We start from the raw sequence: 20863 nt of genomic DNA, 5'->3' as shown, positions 1-20863 counted from the left end.
AGTTTTCCGGTTGTAAGTTCGTCCAGAATTTTGAGTTTGAAAGATTCGGAATACCGTCTGATTACTTTGTCATTTTTGTACATAATTGTAAGAATTATGTAGCCTTTATTCAGGACGGGTCATAATGTTTTACAACGGTTAGTATAACAATCGTAGCCTGCCGATAGGCGGCTATGATTTGTTATACAGTGTTAAGTGTATTTTTTATTTGGTTGTCTATTGTTTCTGAATTAGTGTATAAGAATTGATAAGTCTTTTTCATTACTAATTCTTCCATTTCTTCAATTTTGTTGTCAATCCGAACATATTCTTCTGAGGATTTCAATTGGTTTCTCAGCTCGATATATTTCTCTAAATTCTCTTTGTCGTTGTCCTGATTGAATTTATCCATAATAACTTTTAGATACTGTAAGTCCTTGGCAAATTCAATCAATTCGAGTTTGTAATCGAGAATTCTGATTACTTCTTTCGTTATGGTTTGCTCTACAGAAACACCTTCATAATCAAAGTATGAATACCATTGCCAAATAATTAAAATATCTCTAATTAGCTCTGGCAATTGTTGAAACCCTTCTTCATTAATCCACTCACCATATTTCACTTCTGAACCCAAACATCTTGATATATACAGCCAAAAATTCGCTAATACTTGTTCCTCTTTCTTTGAAGACTCAAGAATTTTTTCGACATCCGTTGTATTTCGTTCCCTATACAGAGACAAAGCTTTGGAAAATTCAAATTTAACATATTGCAACAGCTCGCTAGCTTCTTCCGGCTTAACAGAAATCTTTTCTGCCAAAGTATTTACCTGATTCATTTTCCATATAGATTCAGCTTCTTGAATATCATATTTTGTTCTTTCAAGTAGCTTTTGAGCTGTTGTCAATCCAACAGGAATTCTATTTCGAAGTTCTAATATGGATTCTTTGTTCTTCAATTTTCAATTACACTTAACGGTATTGTATATGATTTGTAGCGGTGTGGCGGCTGAATCGGCAGTGAGCGAGTGCGCCAGCGCGAGGCTGGAGCAGAGCTTGTCTCTGCGTGCGATTCAGCAGCGTTGGAGCCGCTAGTTCGGAATATTCCGAGTAACTAAATTAAACTTTTTTTTGATGACTTTGAAGCGAGTTCAGATACCGTTATAAATTATATACGTTGTTGTGTGTAGTGCTTTTCCAACTTCTAAGTCCATAAATCAAAAATCCAATTCCGATTGCAATGTAAGGCAGGCTTAAAATTTGCCCCATATTTATAGACATTTCATCTTCAAATCCTACTTGGTTTTCTTTTACAAACTCAATTATAAATCTTGCGATAAATATCAATATAAGTACAAGACCAAAGAAAAATCCATTTTTGAACTTTTCTTTTGCTTTTATGTAAAGAAAAATCATAACCGTAAAAATTATAAGATAAGAAATTGACTCATATAATTGTGCTGGGTGTCTTGGTATATTATCTATTCGTTCAAAAATTACACCCCAAGGTTTTGTTGTTGGAATACCTATAATTTCTGAATTCATAAAGTTTCCAAGTCTGATGAATACTCCTAATAAACCCGCTGCAACTGCAATTAAATCTAACGTTGCAAGCATAGGTTGTTTGGTTTTTCGAGAATAGAAATACAATGCAATTAAAAATCCTAAAACTCCGCCGTGACTTGCTAAACCTTGAAAACCAGTAAATTCAATTCCACCATTATCAAGGAATTTGACAGGAAGTATTATCTCAAGTGGATGAGCCAAATAATAAGAAGGCTCATAAAACAAACAATGCCCAAGTCTCATTCCAAGAACCATTCCAATGATTGCATACATTGTTAGCTTATCGAGATTTTCTGGGGGAAGTCCCTCTTTTTTAAAAATCCACTTTAAAATAATAATTGTCGAGATTAGTCCTGTTACAAACAGTAGACTATAATATCGAAGTGAAAATCCGAAAATATTTATTATTTCAGGGTCAAGATTCCAATGAATATAGTTTAAAATCATATTGTTATTTTCAATGATAGTAATGTTGTTGTTGCATTACACACAACGTGTTTGTATATGGTTTGTTGCGTGTTTTAAGCACCTAATTTAGCAAATACAAACCGAATAGAAAATCCGCGAGGATTTTCGTAAGTAGGCTAGAACTAGCAATAAACTATATACGGTGTTACCACACGTTTTTTATTTTCCAAAAGTAACAGGTTCAGAATCTTTTCCCTCGTACATTGTCCAATATGTATATTCATCTGCTCCCTTGTACCATCTATATCTTGCTTGCTTAAATCTGAAAATTGTTAAAATTTCATTCAGCTGATTATGGAAATCTTGCTTGTTTTTATTTGCAGCAAATATTCCGCCTGAAAAGTTTATATATTTATTTCCAGAACCATTTGAGTAAACATCAATATCATTTTCCCACATTTTGTTTGCAACAACTTTAGCATATTCTTTTCTTAAAATTGGAAATTCTCGAACTTGCATATTTGCAACTTTGCTTTTTAAAGACTTGTTCAATTTTGATATTTCCGAATTTTCAAATTCATCACTTTCCTTGATTAGATTTGCCCAAGTTCCAAAAAGTACAAGTTCCAATTGTAGAGCATCGATTGTTCCTCTATATGTAGAAAAATCCACACCTTTATTTATGGATTCCAACTCTCGTTTTAATTGCTCAATTTGAGATTCAGTTTTGGATTCACGTTCCTTTTTTTCTGCAAGTTCTGAAGCTATTCTTTTTTCTTCTTCAGCTTTTTCCCTTGCAATTCTGTCATTTTCTTCTTTTACTATTTTTAGACTGTCAGCCTGTTTTATTAAATATTGGGCTTTTACATATAAAGTATCATCTGGTTTGATATTCTTTAATGCAGATTCAACATATTCATATTTTCCATCTTTGATAAAGTTTTCGGCAGTTTCAATTCCTGATTGAGTAAAATCTTCGCTCGTTGTAATTCCAACAATTGCTAAAATCCAAAGTCCAATAGATGAGATTATCCAAAGTCCAAAAACTTTTAATCTAGTTGGGTTTTTACTCCATTTCATAATTGAAGCTGGTTTGACCATTCCAATAATGAATACAATAAAGACTGCAAATAGTAAAACGAAGGAAATAAATGCTAAAATCATAATTTTGGTTTTTCGGTTTGTTGTTTCTCAAATGTGTGGTAACGGTCTCGGCTATTAGTAGTTGCTTGGGTTAGCACTTAACTTTTCAAGTACACACCCAACTGAAAATTTGCGAGTATTTTCAGTAGTAGGCGAGAACAAGCAATTACTTATAGCCAATGTTGTGTTTAGTATTTTTATAGTTCTCAATTATTTTTATTCCAAAATCATTTACCCTTTCCCATTCAGTAAATTCAATTGGTTCTTTCGATTTTGTTGGTCCATTCGTAATGAGCATAATCAATTTTATCATTATTCTATCCAAAAAGGAATATGAGTTGTAATCCAATTTTCCAGCAAAGACTTGCAAAAAATCTGCTTTCCATTCAATCTTATCTAAAAATTTAATCATATAAGGATTTGTACTTGCTGAGTTCTTATCTTTTTTTCTTGCAACAAGGTTTACAGAAAAAAAAGCTGTTTGAATTTGATTGAGCTTATTCAAATTATCCAAAATAAATTCTGACACCTTATTGTTATGTTTCCCATACCTAATACTTGCTCCGATGATAAGTGTATGGTATTTCAATAAATCATCGCTAAAATTATCAATTGAGTGTAATTCTGTTTTAATTTGTTGTTTTTCGAAAATTAAGCTCAATTCTTGACAAATCTTTTTGGTTTGTCCATCTACGGATGAATAAATTATTGCAATCTTTTTTCTCATTCTTTAGAGATTACTACTCGTTTCTTTATCAAAGCATCTTTTTCTAAACTTTCTAACAAATATTCCGCAACGCTTTTTCTGCTTATTAGAATACTTGGTTTAGGTTTATTATCAAAAGTTTCCTTTATTGGGTCTTCTCGTTTTGAATTCGTTAACCCAACAGGTCTTACAATTGTCCAGTCAATATTTGAGTTGGAAAGTATTTCTTCTTGTCTCTCGTGGTCTTTATAAGCAACTCCAATATTACTGTTGTTAATGAACCATTTAAACCATTTCGGAATATCATTTTTTGTTTCAGCAACGCCCCAAGCCGAACATATGCAAATTCGTTTTATGTTATGTTCTTTAGCAATTGGAACGAGCTTGGTTATTACATCAGAAAGGTACGTTTTTGGTGTTCTTAAACTCGCCCAAGGAAAGTCAGATTTTCTTGAAATATTTAGAACACTAATTATTTTATCACAATCAGAAATTGCCATATTCAAATCACTTTCATTATTAGGGTTTCCCTCAAAGATTGTTAATCCTTTGCTTTTTTGAATACGTTCAGGTTTTCTTGATAAACAATTCACTTGATATCCTTTATCTAGTGCTTTCTTCAGCACTAATTTTCCAGTTCTTCCCGTGGCTCCAAGTAATAATAGTTTCATTTTTCAATATTAAACACAACGGTCTAGTGTATGATTTCGTTACGGAAAAATGGGCACCATTTTTCCGATTAAACCGAAAGATAGCAAAAGTGCAGGAATTTTCCAGTGGAAAATTCCACCGTAATGAATTATACGCTGTGTTAACTGCTGTGGCATTAAGAGTTTGGTTTTTCAGTTTAGTATTCAGTTCGGTTTAGAATTCAGATTTCTTGGGACTTTCCAGCTTAAATTTCAGTTCAGGTTTTGATAGAAAATTTGCTGGCTTTTTTCGGGTTATTTTCAGTTCGGTTTTCAGGTTTTATTGAGTTCAGATTTTACGCATTTATTCAGCCGTTTGTAATTTAGGCGCAATTCAGTTCGGCAGTATTTTTTTAGAGTAAATTCCGCCGTGTTCAGTTCAGGTTTGGCCAGCGAATTTTTAGAGGTTTTGATTCAAAATCAGTTCAGATTGAAGTTCTGATTGCGGTGCTGAGCCATTGCAGTTAACGTGTTTGTGTATGATTAGTTGCGTGGTTAAGCAACTAAGTTAGCAAACTTTTACGAACCCGTGAAAATTCCGCAGGAATTTTCGCAAGTAGGCAAGAACAAAGCAATTAATTATACACGGTGTTGCCATTAGTACTTTTTCCGCAATATTTTTTTCAATTCCGATATTTTGTATGCTGGTCTTTTCTTATGTAACATAGAATGACAATTTGGACAAACAGGAATTAAATCAGTTTTGGGATTGACAACATATTCTTTTCCTAAAGTGCTAATTTCCTTTAAGTGATGAACGTGAATAAATCCTTGTCCTATTTCGCCAAAGGTTTTCTCAAAATCAAATTCGCAAACTTGACAACTCAATCCAAAATGCTCGATACATTCCGCTCGTGCTTTTGGATTTCGTTCATAAATATTCACTTGTACAGTTTTAAAATTCCCTTCTGTTAATTCGCTAGTCAATTCAGTTGGATAAAAATCCGTTTCCAAATTCGGACTATTTTTTCGGATTAGCAATTCCTTTATTTTGGAAGCTCTGTTTTTAATTTCTTTTCCGTTCGGGATATTTCCAGTCTTTTTGACATACAAAATATGGTCAATAGCTTCTAATTCTCGATTTAACGTGAAAATTTTTAGTCCAGCGTTTATTTTGGTTGTAATTGAACCGTCAGTCCAAGGTTCTGAATTTGCGCCAAACAATTCCGATATTTTAGATTTTGTTGAGCGTCCTTTTTTCAAATCGGAAAACTCTTTGAAGTATTTGATAAATGTTGCAACTCCAACACTATCTACTAATCTATCAATCGGTTTTTCCATTCAGTTCTGGTGTTTTTGGGTATTAATGGCAACGGTTTCGTGTATGAGCAGTAGCGGATTTGAAAGTACAAACCTTTCAGTTTAGCACAAAGCTTATTAAAAGCACAGACCTTGATTTTACCACTTCACCCGCTATTGCTTATACACAATGTTGTGCGTTCGCCCTTTATTTTCAGTCGGTTTAGTCAATTTTCAAAGGTAGGATTTTTTGGGGTAGGGAAGGCACTCTCTCTTGCAAGTTTTGGTCAAGCGTTGGCTGGTGCGACTTACAAGAGTGTGTGCCTTTGGGGCGGATTAACTGGCACAGCAACTTAATTTTGATACGTCTTTTCCGAAAGTTATTGCTGCTAATTTTATGCCTTCTCCCAGAGTCAAATAAGGGTAGAAACTGTCTGCTAAGTCTTTCACTGTTATTCTGTATTTGATTGCCATACTTAATTGTTGGATGAGTTCTCCACCTTCGGGTGCGACTACTCTTGCGCCTATAAGTTTGTCAGTTTCCGAGTTACGAATGAGTTTGATGAAACCCCTTGTGTCGTTGGCTGCTATGGCTCTCGGTACGTCTTTCAATTCCAATTTTGACACTTCAAACGGAATGCCTTTTGATTCTGCCTGTGCTTCATCTAAACCTGCCCCTGCAATTTGTGGGTCAGTAAACACCACCCAAGGTAAAGAAGAATAATCGGCATTATTTCTGTTTTTTTGTGTCCACAGTTTGGGCAAGTAATTGTAGATTGCAGTTCAACGGTCTTGCCATTGTATGTTGCACAAGTATTACAACTGCCGTGCATTTTATTTCGTCTGTAATTCCAAATGGTAGCTATTAAAAGTCCGAACATACCTGCATAAAGAAAATATGGCCAGTAGTCGCTGTCGTTAAAGTGATAAGCGTAAAAAATGAAAAGTCCGCTTGGAATTGCAGTCATTAGCGGATACATACAACGGTGTCTGCGATACGAAATGTACAGTCCGCCAACTGAAATAAAAACCATTGCTTGAAAAACCCACATTGTCCAACCGCCAAAAAGTTCGGCACTACCAAGTCCGAGTGCCGATGCTGCAAATGCAAACAGTGGAAAACAGCAAGGTGAAAATATTGCAGTCAGGAAAAGTCCAGCCGTTCCTAATTTGTCTATGTTATTGGGTATTTTCATTGCAGGTATTTTCTATTTTTTACAACATTTATCTTTATTCTTTTTTTCGCAAGATTTTAATTCTTTGTTTTCATCTTCAGTAGGTGTTAAACCGTTTGCAATAGCATCTTTTAGTGCTATCATTTCGGTTTCGTTCAGGTATTTTTTTCCTATTTCTAAAATTTCAGTTTCAAATTTTTGTTTATAGGTTTCCATCGCTTTTTTCTCGTCCGTATTGATATTTAAAGTTGAGTTAATAGCTTTAAAAGTGGTTTTAAAATTATTAGTAATAGCTTGTTGTAGTACTCCTGATTTTTCCTTTGTTAAAGGTGTTTTTGCATTAATGCGTTTAACCAATCGTTCAGCGATTATGGCTGCTTCTTCCATACTCAATTTATCTACTTCCGCACCACGATACCAATTTTTCTTTTGTTCAAAATCGATTAACATTTTTCTATGTTCATTTTCCGAAAGCAATGTTACATCCATCTTGTTCTCTTTAAAAATGGCATCAGAAGTTTTTGTTTTTAATTCGGCAGAAACATTTTCATTCCAAACAATAGCAATCACAGTTCCTTCACGGTTCAGCCACGCTTCTTTTACAACATCATTTTTTTTCTCTAAACCAAGCAAAATAGGTTTTGCTTTACTCCCGCAACCAATATGCGATGCGGCACCGCACACAAGCGGCACATCATAGAAGTTGACCACTTCGTTTTGTGCTGTTCCTGAATTGCTATTGTTACAAGCATTGAATGTAATTGCAGATAGTGCAATTAGTGAGAAAAGGATTTTTTTCATTTTTAATGAATTTTATTGTGAATAATTAGGATTTATACTGTTTGCGTTTTTAATGATTGTTTTGAAATGTGTTTGAAAAATGGTTTGAGTATTTCAAGGTGTTCGGGTTTTAAAGAATAAAAAATGGTTTGTCCCGAACGCCTTGTTTGAACAATGTTACCGTCTTTCATTTTTCGCAAGTGCTGAGATACCGCAGGAATACTCATACCCAGAATATCGCTTAGGTCGCAAGGGTATAATTCGTTTTCTTCTTCCAAAAGAAACAGGATTTTTAAACGCACTTCGTTTCCTGCTAATGCCAACAATCCACTCAATTGACTGAACGCTTTATCATTGGTTTGTAGAATTTTTCGACAATTGTCTATCTGCACTTTGTCAGCAAACACTCTGATACACGATTGATTGTTTTCCATAATCTTCCTGTTTAGGATTTAATAACGCAGCAAAGATACAAATAGTTTTCTTATTTAAGCAAATACTTAAATAAAGTTTTCAACAATTCGTCTTTGTCAGCGGTGGGTGATTTAGCTCTTTTGGTTTTTTAGCGTTGGCTTTGAGTGTCGGAAAAACCAAATGTGCTAAATGTGCGGTGGGTTTTTAGGGTGACGCACAACACATAAATATATGCGTATTTATGTTGTTTTCCTCTAAAATAATGTTTTATTCCTAGACCCCGCAAATAGTAGAAATATAAAAAATACACGTACAGGTATTTTGTATATCTAAATTGTATCTTTATATTTTTGATATACAAAATGCACGTATGAATTTTTCAAAATACAGATTTACTCCCGATACACATAGAAGTCAAAAAGTTATTCTCATTTCTTTTAAACGTGATGATGATTTGATCAAAGCACTTAGAAAAAGATTTCCCTCCGCTAAATGGAGTCGAACAAAAAAATCTTGGTACCTGCCAGATTTGCCAGTAGTTAGGGAACAACTTAAAATGGTGCCAAATTCCATTAAACCAAAAAAGGCAAATAATATTCACGTACAAAATGAACACGCCTATTTAGCCATGGAGCAACACCTGAATTTAAAAGCATATAGTGAACATACCAAAAGAATATATTTGGCAGAATTTGCGCATTTACTAAGGTTACTTCATGATTTTCCTGTAGAGCATCTAACCCCCAACAGACTAAAAGATTATTTTCTCTATTGCTTAAAGCAAGAGAAAATGAAAGAGGCCAAACTTAATGGAAAGATTAACGCCATTAAATTCTATTTTGAACAGGTACTGCACCGACCAAAAATGTTATTTGACATCCCTAGGCCTAAAAAACCGCTTAAATTACCTAAAATGTTAAGCAAGCATGAGGTAAAAAGAGTAATAGATCAAACCAATAATAGTAAGCACAATATTGCCTTACAAATGTGCTATGGTATGGGCTTAAGAGTTTCTGAGGTAGTTAGAATAAAACTTGACCACATAGACAGTAGCAGAATGGTAGTGCGCATTGTTGGGGCCAAAGGTAAAAAAGATAGGTATGTGCCCTTGCCAAAGTCTATTCTTCCAAAGTTGAGAGAATATTATCTACAATATAAACCAAAAGAATACCTTTTAGAAGGTCAATATGGTGGTGCTTATGCTATCTCTAGTTTACAACAGGTTTTTAAAAGAGCGATGAAGGGGGCGGGCATACATAAAAAAATAGGCATTCATGGATTACGCCATAGTTATGCCACCCATTTGTTAGAAGCAGGAGCGGATATGCGTTTTATTCAAGAATTATTGGGTCATAATTCCATTAAAACCACCCAAATTTATACCAAGGTAAGCCCAAGAAGTATTTCTAAAATACAAAGCCCCTTAGACTCTTTGTAATTAAAATATAGTATAACGCATCCCTAAAAATGCCCGAATACCTTGGTTGGGCCCATAAACGTAACTCGGGTCAAAAGTGAGCGCAAAAGGATTGTCGGGCGTGGCGACCACGTCTCCTTGATCATTAAACTGAACATTTTGATCAAAAGGGTCATTGGCCCTGGCTATAATGAACGGATTGTTGCGGTTAGGTGTCCAGTTTAGTAAGTTCTTTATGCCGCCATAAAACTCGAAATTTGTAATGCCTTTGTAAGTGAACTGAATATTTTGAATGCTCCAGGTAGGTGAAAATTCGCTTCTTGGATCTAAATCGCTAATTAAGGGCAAGCGCATGGGGCCATATAAATTACCGGTATAGTCAATACTTAAATCTATGGCGCGAAGGTTGTATGAAACATTCCAAGTTCCGGTAAAGCGTTCGGTCAGTATTTGTTGGGTAGTAATTCCGTTTTCGGTTTGGCTCACATCTTGGTAAGTGGCACCAAGCAAAAATCGTAACCCATTGGGTAATACCGTTTCCAAATTTGCAGAAAGCCCTTTAGAAACTGATTTTCCGTTTAAATTATCATAGATAATCTGGTTGGGGTCGGTATCATAATCGGGTAAAATCTGATTGGAAAAGTTGGTATAAAATGCCGAAGCATCAATACTGACAAAGGTGCCGTTATCTGCATATATTTTTTTGAGATAGTTGAGGTTGAGGTTGACAGAACGTTCAGGGTTTAAGGCTTCCGTAATTACCACATCTCGTGCCCCGGTAAGTGCGGCATGGTCTTCGGTAAAGAGGTTGACAACTCTAAAACCGGTTCCAAAATTCACCCTAAAAATATCATTGTCAGAGAATTTAAAACGGTAGGCCGCCCTTGGTGTAAAAATATTGCCATGACGACTATTATAATCGTACCGAAGTCCGGCAAGTAACGCGTGCTTTTTGTTGAATTTAAATTCGTCTTGTACAAAAAGACTGGGAATTACAATTTCATCGGCTTGGTTTCCACGTAAATCTTGCGTAGCTGCAGTATCGTCATCATAGTAATTATAGCGTAGGGCGCTACCGAACAACAGATCATGTTTGCCGATAGCTTTATGCCAAGTTAATTGGCCAAAACCTATTCGCTGGTCGGCCAAGTAGGGCAGGTCCCCATAAACCGAATTTTGGCTATGGTCATTGTATGAAAAAGAAAGCATTACTTTTTCGTCAAGGGGTAGCTGGTATTGCCCCAAAAGCTCCCATCGTCGTGTATAAATACTCTCACCATAAACTTCATCACCTCCCCTAAATTCTGGGGTCCATTGCAATTCACCGCCCCAGCGGTCTTCATAGAAAAAGCGACCGGCAAGAGAAAATAAGCGCGATTTCGTACGTTTAAAACTCCATTTTTGAAAGATAGAAATACGGTCTTGTAAAGTAAGGTCGGTAAAATTATCGCCATTATTATCGATAAGTTGGTCGTACTTAAAGTAATTGACCCCAAGCAGCATTGCCGTTTTTTTACCTAATTCAACTTTGGCACCAACATCGAGATTATATTCGCCCCAGCCAGTTACAAAGGCATCGGCGAAAAACTCAGGGGCTTCTAAAGTATTTTTTGTGATAATGTTAATGAGCCCGCCAACGGCTTCACTTCCATACAGGGTAGAAGCTGGTCCTTTTACAATCTCTATTTGGTCTATTAAAGAATTGGGTATGCCCGAGAGACCGTATACCGTGCCCAAACCACTAACTATAGGCATACCGTCGATTAAAACAAGGGTATAGGGCCCTTCCAATCCGTTGATATGAATATCACCTGTGTTACAAACATTACAGTTAATTTGTGGCCGCACCCCGTTCACATTCTGTAAGGCTTCAAAAATACTTGGGGTCGGGTTCTTTTTTAAAAAAGTAGGGGAATATACTTCTACCGGCACGGCACTCTCTAATCTGTTGACCGCTTTAAGGGTACCCGTAACCACCATTTCGTCCAAGGCTTCGGCAGAAGGTTCAAGTTTGATATCAAGGGTAATAGTAGCATCTTTTCCAATTAAAAAGGACCTTCTTTTGGTTTCATAACCTATGGCGGATATGAGTAACACATAATTACCTAAAGCGAGGTTGGTAATGCTGTAAGTACCATTCTCATCTGTAGCTGTGCCGTTTTTAGTTTCTTTTAAATATACATTTGCAAAAGGTACTCCTATTCCATCTGAAGTAACCACACCTTTTAGGGTAGCGTTTTGCGCCCATCCAACAAAAGAGAATAAAATACTTAAAATAAATAGGCTACGATTCAATTTATATGAATTGAAATTAAAATTTAGACAAATCTAAAAATTTGTTTTTATAAATAAAAATGTATTTTTGACAAAGCCTAATAAACAGGTTTTTAAAAAGTCACCTCGAGCGCAGTCGAGAGGTCTTTTTTAGTTTTCGACTGCGCTTAAAATGACAAATACCTTTTTTTGACACGGGCAGAAGAAAATTATATCAAGACCATTTTTCATTTAGGGGGAAACCGCTCGCAATTGATATCTACAAACGCGATTGCCGAACAAATGCAGACCAAACCCTCTTCGGTAACCGATATGGCCAAGAAACTGGCCGAAAAAAACCTACTGAATTATATCCGCTATCAGGGCGTTTCTCTAACCGATTTAGGTATAAAGACGGCACTCGCTATTATTAGAAAACATCGTCTTTGGGAGGTTTTTTTGGTCAAAAAGTTAGATTTCACCTGGGATGAGGTGCACGAGGTGGCCGAACAATTAGAGCATATCAAAAGTGAAAAACTGATCGATAAAATTGACGAGTTGCTCGATTTTCCCAAGTACGACCCCCATGGAGACCCTATTCCCAGTAAAAATGGCGATTTTCAAGAGCGAGATAAACAATTGTTGAGCGAACTTAACATTGGCACCCAAGGTATTTGCGTAGGTGTTAAAGACACATCGGCAACCTTTTTAAAGTTTTTAGATAAGAATAATATTGCTTTAGGTGATGAAATCAGGGTTTTGGAAAAAGAGGCTTTTGATGATTCGCTTAAAATTCAAATTGCTGAAAAGCAGCTTCAAATTTCAAACCAAATTGCTACCAACCTTTACGTTAAAGTAGATATCTAATGGAACAAGTAATCGATTATTTTGAATCTATAAATCCAATTTTAGCGGCCTTTTATGCCACACTTTTTACATGGGGTTTAACGGCCGCCGGAGCAGGACTAGTTTTTTTGTTTAAAAACCCCAAACGGTCCGTTATGGACGGTATGCTTGGGTTTACCGGCGGTGTAATGGTGGCCGCCAGTTTTTGGAGCCTTTTGGCGCCAGGTATTGAAATGAGCCCGGGCGAAGGATTTGTAAAAGTAATTCCGGCTGCGGTCGGATTTTTACTTGGTGCACTATTTCTGTTCGGATTGGATAAGGTGTTACCTCATTTACACATCAACTTTAAAGAGAGCGAAGCGGAAGGTGTAAAAACGCCATGGCACAGAACCACCCTGTTGACATTGGCAATTACATTACATAATATACCCGAAGGCTTGGCGGTTGGTGTTCTTTTTGGCGGGGTAGCGGCTGGTTTTGATGGTGCAACCATTGGTGGAGCAGTTGCTTTGGCTTTAGGTATTGGCTTACAAAATTTTCCCGAAGGGTTCGCGGTAGCGATGCCTTTGCGCAGACAGGGACTATCTAGAAGAAAAAGTTTTATGTACGGCCAGGCCTCTGCCATAGTTGAACCGATTGCGGCAGTTATTGGGGCTTGGGCGGTAATTACCTTTGAACCTATTTTACCATATGCACTAGCCTTTGCCGCTGGGGCGATGATTTTTGTTGTGGTAGAAGAGGTAATACCGGAAACCCAACAAGATAAGCATTCGGATATTGCCGTTATGGGCTTTATTGGGGGCTTTATAGTAATGATGACTTTGGATGTTGGGCTAGGGTAGTCGCGGATAATTAAGTAAAGAAATATGAAAAAGTATATGCTTTTTGGCTTCTTGTGTTTTTCCTTGTTTAGCTTTTCACAAGCTGAAGTTGAAGCCATTCAAAATGAAATTGATAACGAAGTTTGGAAGCCTTTTCAAAAAGCATTCGAAACTTTAGATGGCGAAGCGTTGAACGCTACCTATGCGGCAGAGGTATTACGTGCAACCCCAAACGGAATCGATACGGATAACACTTTTAAAGCAGCCAACCTAAAGCGCTTTGAGCAGAACAAAAAAGATGGGGTTTCCATTGAATTAGAATTTTGGTTCGACAGTCGAAGAACCAACGAACATACTTCTTATGAGGTAGGCTTTTATCGCATTGCGTTTACCAATAGCAATAATGAAACGAACTTTAGCTTTGGGCAGTTTCATATTGTGCTAAAGAAGGTGAATGGTCCTTGGAAGATTACCCAAGATTGGGACACCGATACTATCAATGGCAAGAAAATTTCTTCGGTAGATTTTGAAAAACATAAACCATTAGAGTTTTAATTCTTCCAAAAGCAATCCATAATCATATTGTAAATCTTCGTGGAGTAAAGTAATCTTCTTGGCAATAAAAACCAATTGCCTATCATATAGATTCATGAGCGTTGTATTTCTTTTAATGGAAGGATTGAAATTCTTTAATCGCTCACAGAAATAGAGCAGCAAGGCCACTTCAGTTTCTTTATTTCCAGAATATCGAATATATTTTTTAAGGGTCCTTAGAATCTTACGAACGCTTTTTTTAATATAGAAATAACTGTTGGTATTGATGAGTTCGAACTGTTCATCAATTTCAGCTTTAACCGTTTCAATATAGCCTTCCTCGCTATCAGATTCAAATAAAAGGTAGGTTAGTAGCTCTTTGTTTTCTTTTTTGAATCGCGCTAAACGTAAACATAATTGCAAAAGTTCATCGGTATCTCGATGTTGCAATTCCTTTTTCAGTTGCGATACGGTTGCTGCTTTCATAAAGGCAAAATACGTCACTTCGAGTGAAATTCTGCAAGAATTTTGTATCGATAAGTATTTTAAAGGGTTTTTACTTTCTTGTTTTCAAAAATCAAATTAGTAATTTGATACTCAAACCGTTTAAATAAGCTGCTTTTCAACTTCTTAAATAAGAAGCCCCATTAACATCAATAATGGTCCCTGAGGAATAGGCGGCCCCCTCGGAAGCCAAAAAGAGCACGGCATGGGCAACTTCTTTAGGTTGTGCCATACGTTTAAAGGGAGATTCGCGCAACAGATTTTCTCTTTCTGCCGGGGTAAGGGTAACTGCGGCCATCTCGGTCTCTGTAAAGCCAGGGGCAACAACACCAATATAAATTTTATGTGGTGCCAAAGCTTTGGCCAATGATTGGCTCATGGCATTCAGAGCGGCCTTGCTTGCCCCATAAGCTGGCTTTGTTGGTTCACCACGAAATGCTCCACGGGAAGAAATATTTACAATGTTGCCCCCACCAGTTTTCATCATGGCTTTTGCGCCCCAATAGCACATATTTGATACTGCAAAAAGGTTGGTTTTAAAAGTGTCTTCCCATGCATTAGTCCAATGGTCAAAATCAACTTCATCAATTTTATGAAATATTGAAATACCGGCATTGTTGACTAAAACATCCAACTGTCCATAATGCGCAACAAAGTCTTCGACAAGTGCTTTTGTATCTTCTTTTTTAGAGACATCGTATTGGAAAAGACGATGTTCTTCACCTGTTAATTCAACTAACGTTTTTTCTGCTTCTTCCGTATTACTTCTATAGTTAATTCCAACGCTTGCTCCTTTTTCAGCAAAGGCAATTGCTGTTGCTTTACCTATGCCTCTTGAAGCCCCTGTAATTAAAACATTTTTATTCTTAAAATTCATTTTTGAGTTCTTTATCAATTAGAATAATCAAAGTGTCGGTTTTTGCCTCCAAGTTTTTTAAATCTTTTAAAAGATCATCCAATTGCCAATGTCTATTCACATAATCGTTGCTTAATTGCCTGTCATTTAAAAGACCTGTATAATCTGACTTAAATGAATCACTACCATCTAACATTTCAGATAATGAAATGTATTGCTCACCTCTAGGGCGAATACGTTCAATCACAATACTTCTTACAACAGTCTCTAGATCTTTATATTTGTTGATAGACAATGGGTATTCAATTAAACCTTGTTTCAGTTTTGTGTTATTCACAAGGTCTAATTTTTCACTATTTATCACATTGTTTAATGATGCATCTATAAAATCAATAACCTTGTATTCTGGACCCCAAAAAAGAAGACTATCTAGAAAAGGGTTTTTTTGAACATTAAGGGTATCCTTTCGCAATAATTTTATCCATGTTAGCCCCAAATCTTTATGATATCTATGTTTTTCTATTCCTTCTTGAATTAACTTCTTATTTGCTACAAAATCAGTGTACAGTGCTTTGAGAACTACTTTTTGTTGTTGCTTAAGTTTTCTCTCTTCGTTACAATTATTAATCTGCAAGGCTATTAAAATACCTATAACAACCAAGAAAATTTCCCCAATGGCATATAAAAGATATTTTGAGAATTTATTCTCTGAAAGTAGTTGTTGTCGAATTTTCCGAAAGAATTTAATCATAACATCAATATAAGTAATTTCAAAGGCCTACAACGGCAGCTTCCGCACAACGTTCCCCATCCATAGCTGCAGATACAATCCCCCCTGCATAACCCCCTCCTTCACCACAGGGGAATAATCCTTTAATTTCGTGATGTTCCAATTTTTCATTTCTAGGTATGGTAATGGGCGATGAGGTTCTAGATTCGACTCCTACGATGTTTGCTTCTTCTGTGTAATAGCCTTTCATTTTTTTACCAAATTGCGCAAAGCCTTTTCGTAAACGCCCACCGATTAGTTTAGGAAATAAAGAATGCAAGGGCGCCGAATTTAAACCCGGTTGGTATGAAGTGGGGTTCAAATCTTGTGAAGTTTTCCCTTCCACAAAATCGGTCAAACGCTGGGCTGGTGCGACTTGACTTCTCCCCCCTGCGGTAAATGCCAATCGCTCTAAAGTTTTTTGATATTCCAGTCCTTTTAAAACACCATACTTTTCATAAGTGGGCAAATCTTCATCAACATTAATTTCAACTACGATACCCGAATTGGCATAAAGATTATTTCGCTTCGAAGGCGACATTCCATTTACGACTACCTCGCCATTCGCTGTTGCCGCTGGAACAATAAATCCACCTGGGCACATACAAAAAGAGTATACCCCACGATTTTTCACTTGTTGAACCAAGCTGTAAGCTGCTGCTGGTAAAAGTTCGTTGCGTTCCCCATTGCAATGGTATTGAATAGAATCTATAATATGCTGTGGATGCTCAACGCGAACGCCCATGGCAAAAGATTTGGCTTTTAGGGCAATATTTTTTTTATGCAATAACTCAAAAATATCGCGGGCAGAATGACCCGTTGCTAAAATTACACGTTGTGTTTCTAATTCTTTCTCATTGTTTATAACAATGGAGTTGATGGTATTATCACGTAGGTTAAAATCGGTCACTTTGGTATTAAAGTGCACTTCGCCACCGCATTTTATGATGGTCTCCCTAATATTCTCAACAATTTTGGGCAGTTTGTTGGTGCCGATGTGGGGGTGGGCATCTATCAAAATTTCTTCGGTTGCTCCATGAAAAACCAAACTCTCAAAAACACGGCGAACATCACCGCGCTTTAAGCTACGGGTATACAATTTACCATCGGAATAAGTACCTGCCCCACCTTCGCCGAAGCAGTAGTTGCTATCAGAATTTACCACATGGTCTTGATTAATGGCTTTAAGGTCTCGGCGTCGTTCTCTAACATCTTTTCCTCGCTCTAAAACGATAGGTTTATAGCCTAGTTCTAAACAGCGTAACGCGGCCCACATCCCAGCTGGGCCAAAACCGATAATATGAATGGGTTTTGCTTGGGAAACATCTTTATAATCGAAATGATAGGTTGTTTCTTTCGGTGCAGGTTCGTTAATATAAACCTCTAACTTATAATTAAAATAGATAGTTGGCTTACGAGCATCAATGGACTTGCGTTGTACTTTAAATTCAAAGTCATCTTCCGAAATTCCTAAATACTTAGCGGTTTTAGCTTTTAATCCACCTGGTTGTCCTTCTTCTTTTAAACTTATCCGTATTTGGATGTTTCTGACCATTGGGTAAAATTAACGCAAATAAGTATATGGTCTTTTCTCAAAAAATTTGAGCATCATTTCACTTTAGTTGGTTGACTATTATTGCTATTTACCAGCCAAAATTCATCCTCGTAAATAGAGGTATACAATACCTCTACCGGAAATGGATGGTTATCTTCCTCAGACATATTTAAATGCGATAAAATACTATCGTAGTATATTATTGGTATATGGTAAGTAAATATTGGTTGTTCTTCATTTGGACTCAACGTAGTACCTTTACCTAATGTTGCATGTTGAGATAGGTAACCCCATTTTAGGATTTTTCGGAAATTTTTGTTTAAGGAATTTCTCCGTATCGACCTCATATGAGTCCTCTTTATATTTAAAATAAATTGAATCGATAATTGCGGGCCCCAATCCTTTATTTTGCACTACTTCTTGAAGTATTAGTGTAGTATCTTGTATACTACTATTCAGGGTAAAATCTAATCTTGGTTTAACCGAGAGCTTACTTTGTTCGCGCATAATATTGGTCTGGTAAATAAATATGATAAGTGTAAGTAAACTTATTACCATTGCCGAAACACCAATAAGCCGATCGGTGCTTATTCTTTTTAATTTCATAAAGCAATAAAGTATGGTTGTTGCTTTAAAGATAAGAGATATTACAAAAGAATATGGGTTTTGAAGAACCTTCAGTTTAAGTTACCTTTAAATACTTCTAAAAAGCAATGCAATGCAAAGATTTTTTTTACTTTTTTTTTTAGGGCTTTCAGCACAGTTCAGTAATGGGCAAAAAACGAATTTTTCGTACTTAGATGTTTTTAATTTGCAATATGTGTCTGACCCCCAAATTTCACCCAATGGTGATTGGGTAGTATATCGCCGAATGGGTTTTGATGTTATGAAAGACAGAGCCTGGGGTAATCTTTGGATGCTAAAAACAGATGGAAGCCAACACCAAAAGTTAACCTCTAGAGAGGTTTCTGAAAATAATCCCAAATGGTCACCTTCTGGTGATAGAATTGTTTTTAGCAGCAGTACGGATGAAGGGTCAGAAATTTACCTGTATTGGGTAAAGACAGGCAAGATTGCTAAGTTATCGCAACTACCGTTCTCACCAAGTGCTATTACTTGGTCGCCAGATGGCACCCAATTGGCATTTTCTATGAACGTTGCTGCAAAAGCACCCGTGCTGGCAAAAATGCCCAGAAAGCCAAAGGGGGCAAAATGGGCGGAAGCACCAAGAATTACAGATAGGGTGTATCATGAAGCAGATGGTCGCGGTTACATAAAACCCGGATTTAATCATATTTTTACGATACCTGCAAATGGAGGTGCCCCAAGGCAGATTACTTCAGGAGATTGGCATCATAGAGGCACACTTTCATGGTCAAAAGATGCTACTGCGATTTATTTTTCGGCAAATAGGATAGAAGACTGGGAGTACCGTTTTAGAAATAGTGAAATTTACTCGGTCAACCTGAAAAATGGTGATATCATCGCGTTGACCGATAGAAACGGGCCAGATTATGAGCCCCAAGTATCACCAGATGGAAAATATATTGCCTATTTGGGTTATGAAGACAAGGTGCAAGCGTATCAAATACGTAAGGTACACATTATGAATATGGATGGTAGCGATAAAAAGGTAATTTCTAAAGCCTTGGACCGCTCTATTTCAGGCATAAAATGGGACAGTAACAGTGAAGGACTTTATTTTAATTACGATGATAAAGGCAATGGAAAAATAGGGCATGTTTCTCTTTTTGGAAAAGTAACCAAACTAGCGGATAATAGAGGTGGAACTACCTTAGGACGACCTTATGGGAGCGGCTCATATAGCATATCAAAAAATGGAACAATTGCATATACACATTCACGGCCAGATTATCCCGCAGAGTTGGCTATCCTAAAAGCAAAGCAAAAAACACCAAGAAAGATTACGAAACTCAACAAAGCCTTGTTCGATTATAAGACCTTGGGCAGGGTAGAAGAAGTTTGGTATAAATCGTCTTTCGATGGTCGTGATATACAAGGTTGGGTGGTCTATCCACCAAATTATGATGCTACCAAAAAATATCCCTTTATGGTAGAAAATCATGGGGGACCAATTTTAAATTATGGAGACCGGTTTTCTATAGAAATGCAGCTATATGCTTCCGAAGGGTATATTGTTTTTTATCCTAACGCTAGAGGAAGTACTAGTTACGGAGAGGAATTTGGAAATCTGTTATATAATAATTATCCAGGACAAGATTACGATGATACCATGGATGGTGTAGACCATTGTATAAAAATGGGAATCGCGCATGAAGATCAATTATTTGTTACAGGCGGCAGCGCTGGTGGTATTATGTCCGCTTGGATGATAGGGAAAAACAACCGTTTTGAAGCCGCCGTGGTTGCAAAGCCTGTAATGAACTGGATAAGTAAAACCCTAGTGGCCGATAATTATTTCGGCTATGCAAACTCCCGTTACCCTGGGCAACCCTGGGAAAATTTCGAAGGATATTGGAAATTTTCTCCGCTTTCGCTCGTTGGCAATATAAAGACCCCAACTATGGTTATGGTAGGTATGAACGATTTAAGAACGCCACCAAGCGAAGCCAAACAATTATACCACGCTTTAAAGCTTAGAAAAATTGAAACCGTTTTAGTTGAAATACCAGGGGCTAGTCATGGTATTGCAAGCAGGCCTAGTAATCTTATTACCAAAATTGCGCATACGGTAGCCTGGTTCGATACGTATAGAAAGAACAAAGAGAATGAAAAAGAAGAATAAAAACTGGTTTTGGAACATCGTTATCGTACTGACACTAATAGTTTGTGTTTTAGCCTTTGTTTTGCACTATAAAAACTGGTCTAAATTCGAAGATGGCCACTTTCAGGTGGTTTCGGGCATATACAAACAAAGAATATTACTTTCAGATATTGACAGTATTGGTTTTGTAGAGAAATTACCCGAGATGGAACGTAGTAATGGCTTTTCGTGGCTAGCAAAAGAAAAGGGTGTATTTAAAGACTCTTTAACCGAATCTAAAGTATATGTTTTTGTCGATGATTTGCGACAGCAAAAAATAAGGATAGTCCATCACGATTCTTTAAAACTGTTTCTTAACTTTTCTGATAGTTTAGAAATTGACCAAGTGTATACAAGATTAAAAGAAGTGTTGAAAAATAGCAATGAATAGATGGCCGAGGGAAGACGATATAAAGTATCTAAAA

The 20863-nt window shown here is 36.7% G+C and carries 22 protein-coding genes; 6 read left to right on the top strand and 16 right to left on the bottom strand.

The features are described from left to right. Positions 1 to 181 precede the first annotated feature (181 nt). The 10 genes from ACFSQJ_RS18785 to ACFSQJ_RS18740 form a co-directional block, all read right to left on the bottom strand. Complete coding sequence (locus ACFSQJ_RS18785) at positions 182 to 937, bottom strand: hypothetical protein (protein ID WP_377768453.1); 756 nt, start codon at positions 935 to 937, stop codon at positions 182 to 184. 202 nt (positions 938 to 1139) lie between these two features. Continuing rightward, positions 1140 to 1991 (bottom strand): prolipoprotein diacylglyceryl transferase, encoded by an 852-nt coding sequence (gene lgt, locus ACFSQJ_RS18780; RefSeq protein ID WP_377768451.1) that lies wholly within the window; start codon positions 1989 to 1991, stop codon positions 1140 to 1142. Positions 1992 to 2171: 180 nt separating this feature from the next. Continuing rightward, a complete protein-coding gene (locus tag ACFSQJ_RS18775) occupies positions 2172 to 3116 on the bottom strand; it encodes a hypothetical protein (RefSeq protein WP_377768450.1) in 945 nt (314 codons plus the stop codon). Positions 3117 to 3261: 145 nt separating this feature from the next. Continuing rightward, complete coding sequence (gene hemG / locus ACFSQJ_RS18770; protein WP_377768449.1) at positions 3262 to 3822, bottom strand: menaquinone-dependent protoporphyrinogen IX dehydrogenase; 561 nt, start codon at positions 3820 to 3822, stop codon at positions 3262 to 3264. Beyond that, positions 3819 to 4472, bottom strand: a complete 654-nt coding sequence (locus tag ACFSQJ_RS18765; protein ID WP_377768448.1) for an NAD(P)-dependent oxidoreductase — start codon at positions 4470 to 4472, stop codon at positions 3819 to 3821. Before ACFSQJ_RS18765 ends, hemG begins: the two co-directional genes overlap by 4 nt. A gap of 615 nt (positions 4473 to 5087) precedes the next feature. Beyond that, a complete protein-coding gene (locus tag ACFSQJ_RS18760) occupies positions 5088 to 5771 on the bottom strand; it encodes an HNH endonuclease (RefSeq protein ID WP_377768447.1) in 684 nt (227 codons plus the stop codon). Positions 5772 to 6065: 294 nt separating this feature from the next. Further along, positions 6066 to 6431 carry a hypothetical protein gene (locus ACFSQJ_RS18755; protein WP_449257572.1) on the bottom strand — a complete coding sequence of 122 codons (366 nt, stop codon included), beginning with the start codon at positions 6429 to 6431 and terminating at the stop codon, positions 6066 to 6068. Further along, positions 6395 to 6925, bottom strand: a complete 531-nt coding sequence (locus tag ACFSQJ_RS18750; RefSeq protein WP_377768446.1) for a MerC domain-containing protein — start codon at positions 6923 to 6925, stop codon at positions 6395 to 6397. Before ACFSQJ_RS18750 ends, ACFSQJ_RS18755 begins: the two co-directional genes overlap by 37 nt. A 12-nt stretch (positions 6926 to 6937) precedes the next feature. Next, entirely contained in the window at positions 6938 to 7705 is a 768-nt protein-coding gene (locus ACFSQJ_RS18745) for a hypothetical protein (RefSeq protein WP_377768445.1), read from the bottom strand. 32 nt (positions 7706 to 7737) lie between these two features. After that, on the bottom strand, positions 7738 to 8118 hold the full coding sequence (locus ACFSQJ_RS18740) for an ArsR/SmtB family transcription factor (RefSeq protein WP_377768443.1): 381 nt from the start codon (positions 8116 to 8118) through the stop codon (positions 7738 to 7740). 350 nt (positions 8119 to 8468) lie between these two features. Between ACFSQJ_RS18740 and ACFSQJ_RS18735 the strand changes: the two genes are divergently transcribed. Continuing rightward, positions 8469 to 9536 (top strand): tyrosine-type recombinase/integrase, encoded by a 1068-nt coding sequence (locus tag ACFSQJ_RS18735; protein WP_377768442.1) that lies wholly within the window; start codon positions 8469 to 8471, stop codon positions 9534 to 9536. Here the strand turns inward: ACFSQJ_RS18735 and ACFSQJ_RS18730 are convergent, their stop codons facing one another. Continuing rightward, a complete protein-coding gene (locus tag ACFSQJ_RS18730; RefSeq protein ID WP_377768441.1) occupies positions 9537 to 11810 on the bottom strand; it encodes a TonB-dependent receptor in 2274 nt (757 codons plus the stop codon). It lies immediately after the preceding gene. 168 nt (positions 11811 to 11978) lie between these two features. Between ACFSQJ_RS18730 and ACFSQJ_RS18725 the strand changes: the two genes are divergently transcribed. The 3 genes from ACFSQJ_RS18725 to ACFSQJ_RS18715 are packed head-to-tail and all read left to right on the top strand — an operon-like array spanning position 11979 to position 13990. Continuing rightward, positions 11979 to 12635, top strand: a complete 657-nt coding sequence (locus tag ACFSQJ_RS18725; protein ID WP_377768439.1) for a metal-dependent transcriptional regulator — start codon at positions 11979 to 11981, stop codon at positions 12633 to 12635. Continuing rightward, on the top strand, positions 12635 to 13456 hold the full coding sequence (locus tag ACFSQJ_RS18720) for a ZIP family metal transporter (protein WP_377768438.1): 822 nt from the start codon (positions 12635 to 12637) through the stop codon (positions 13454 to 13456). Before ACFSQJ_RS18725 ends, ACFSQJ_RS18720 begins: the two co-directional genes overlap by 1 nt. 24 nt (positions 13457 to 13480) lie before the next feature. Then, positions 13481 to 13990: a nuclear transport factor 2 family protein gene (locus ACFSQJ_RS18715; protein ID WP_377768437.1), complete on the top strand. Its 510-nt coding sequence runs from the start codon at positions 13481 to 13483 to the stop codon at positions 13988 to 13990. Here ACFSQJ_RS18715 and ACFSQJ_RS18710 read toward each other — a convergent pair. From ACFSQJ_RS18710 to ACFSQJ_RS18690, 5 genes are all read right to left on the bottom strand, one after another. Then, positions 13979 to 14455 (bottom strand): hypothetical protein, encoded by a 477-nt coding sequence (locus ACFSQJ_RS18710; RefSeq protein ID WP_377768436.1) that lies wholly within the window; start codon positions 14453 to 14455, stop codon positions 13979 to 13981. The genes ACFSQJ_RS18715 and ACFSQJ_RS18710 overlap by 12 nt on opposite strands. 136 nt (positions 14456 to 14591) lie before the next feature. Beyond that, complete coding sequence (locus ACFSQJ_RS18705; RefSeq protein ID WP_377768435.1) at positions 14592 to 15350, bottom strand: SDR family NAD(P)-dependent oxidoreductase; 759 nt, start codon at positions 15348 to 15350, stop codon at positions 14592 to 14594. Beyond that, a complete protein-coding gene (locus ACFSQJ_RS18700; RefSeq protein WP_377768434.1) occupies positions 15340 to 16080 on the bottom strand; it encodes a DUF6090 family protein in 741 nt (246 codons plus the stop codon). The genes ACFSQJ_RS18705 and ACFSQJ_RS18700 overlap by 11 nt, the downstream gene beginning before the upstream one ends. 19 nt (positions 16081 to 16099) lie before the next feature. Next, positions 16100 to 17653: an NAD(P)/FAD-dependent oxidoreductase gene (locus tag ACFSQJ_RS18695; RefSeq protein WP_377768432.1), complete on the bottom strand. Its 1554-nt coding sequence runs from the start codon at positions 17651 to 17653 to the stop codon at positions 16100 to 16102. A gap of 258 nt (positions 17654 to 17911) precedes the next feature. Next, positions 17912 to 18259, bottom strand: coding sequence for a hypothetical protein (locus tag ACFSQJ_RS18690; protein ID WP_377768431.1), 348 nt, complete (start codon positions 18257 to 18259; stop codon positions 17912 to 17914). Between the two features lie 112 nt (positions 18260 to 18371). Here ACFSQJ_RS18690 and ACFSQJ_RS18685 point away from each other — a divergent pair, with 112 nt between their 5' ends. Both ACFSQJ_RS18685 and ACFSQJ_RS18680 read left to right on the top strand, forming a co-directional pair. Then, positions 18372 to 20420 carry a S9 family peptidase gene (locus ACFSQJ_RS18685; protein WP_377768430.1) on the top strand — a complete coding sequence of 683 codons (2049 nt, stop codon included), beginning with the start codon at positions 18372 to 18374 and terminating at the stop codon, positions 20418 to 20420. Further along, positions 20404 to 20829, top strand: coding sequence for a hypothetical protein (locus tag ACFSQJ_RS18680; protein ID WP_377768429.1), 426 nt, complete (start codon positions 20404 to 20406; stop codon positions 20827 to 20829). The genes ACFSQJ_RS18685 and ACFSQJ_RS18680 overlap by 17 nt, the downstream gene beginning before the upstream one ends. Positions 20830 to 20863 lie beyond the last annotated feature (34 nt).

Origin of the sequence: Croceitalea marina (assembly GCF_042684265.1) — a bacterium.
GTDB lineage: Bacteria > Bacteroidota > Bacteroidia > Flavobacteriales > Flavobacteriaceae > Croceitalea > Croceitalea marina.
This window is presented reverse-complemented; position numbering and strand designations above follow the sequence as displayed.

What these genes read in the sequence shown, in the direction of transcription:
- ACFSQJ_RS18740 (WP_377768443.1), bottom strand. Translation starts at nt 8,118, where the DNA reads ATGGAAAACAATCAATCGTGTATCAGAGTGTTTGCTGACAAAGTGCAG.
- hemG (WP_377768449.1), bottom strand. Translation starts at nt 3,822, where the DNA reads ATGAGAAAAAAGATTGCAATAATTTATTCATCCGTAGATGGACAAACC.
- ACFSQJ_RS18705 (WP_377768435.1), bottom strand. Translation starts at nt 15,350, where the DNA reads ATGAATTTTAAGAATAAAAATGTTTTAATTACAGGGGCTTCAAGAGGC.
- ACFSQJ_RS18765 (WP_377768448.1), bottom strand. Translation starts at nt 4,472, where the DNA reads ATGAAACTATTATTACTTGGAGCCACGGGAAGAACTGGAAAATTAGTG.
- ACFSQJ_RS18695 (WP_377768432.1), bottom strand. Translation starts at nt 17,653, where the DNA reads ATGGTCAGAAACATCCAAATACGGATAAGTTTAAAAGAAGAAGGACAA.
- ACFSQJ_RS18710 (WP_377768436.1), bottom strand. Translation starts at nt 14,455, where the DNA reads ATGAAAGCAGCAACCGTATCGCAACTGAAAAAGGAATTGCAACATCGA.
- ACFSQJ_RS18685 (WP_377768430.1), top strand. Translation starts at nt 18,372, where the DNA reads ATGCAAAGATTTTTTTTACTTTTTTTTTTAGGGCTTTCAGCACAGTTC.
- ACFSQJ_RS18750 (WP_377768446.1), bottom strand. Translation starts at nt 6,925, where the DNA reads ATGAAAATACCCAATAACATAGACAAATTAGGAACGGCTGGACTTTTC.
- ACFSQJ_RS18680 (WP_377768429.1), top strand. Translation starts at nt 20,404, where the DNA reads ATGAAAAAGAAGAATAAAAACTGGTTTTGGAACATCGTTATCGTACTG.
- ACFSQJ_RS18775 (WP_377768450.1), bottom strand. Translation starts at nt 3,116, where the DNA reads ATGATTTTAGCATTTATTTCCTTCGTTTTACTATTTGCAGTCTTTATT.
- ACFSQJ_RS18690 (WP_377768431.1), bottom strand. Translation starts at nt 18,259, where the DNA reads ATGAAATTAAAAAGAATAAGCACCGATCGGCTTATTGGTGTTTCGGCA.
- lgt (WP_377768451.1), bottom strand. Translation starts at nt 1,991, where the DNA reads ATGATTTTAAACTATATTCATTGGAATCTTGACCCTGAAATAATAAAT.
- ACFSQJ_RS18745 (WP_377768445.1), bottom strand. Translation starts at nt 7,705, where the DNA reads ATGAAAAAAATCCTTTTCTCACTAATTGCACTATCTGCAATTACATTC.
- ACFSQJ_RS18700 (WP_377768434.1), bottom strand. Translation starts at nt 16,080, where the DNA reads ATGATTAAATTCTTTCGGAAAATTCGACAACAACTACTTTCAGAGAAT.
- ACFSQJ_RS18720 (WP_377768438.1), top strand. Translation starts at nt 12,635, where the DNA reads ATGGAACAAGTAATCGATTATTTTGAATCTATAAATCCAATTTTAGCG.
- ACFSQJ_RS18760 (WP_377768447.1), bottom strand. Translation starts at nt 5,771, where the DNA reads ATGGAAAAACCGATTGATAGATTAGTAGATAGTGTTGGAGTTGCAACA.
- ACFSQJ_RS18735 (WP_377768442.1), top strand. Translation starts at nt 8,469, where the DNA reads ATGAATTTTTCAAAATACAGATTTACTCCCGATACACATAGAAGTCAA.
- ACFSQJ_RS18715 (WP_377768437.1), top strand. Translation starts at nt 13,481, where the DNA reads ATGAAAAAGTATATGCTTTTTGGCTTCTTGTGTTTTTCCTTGTTTAGC.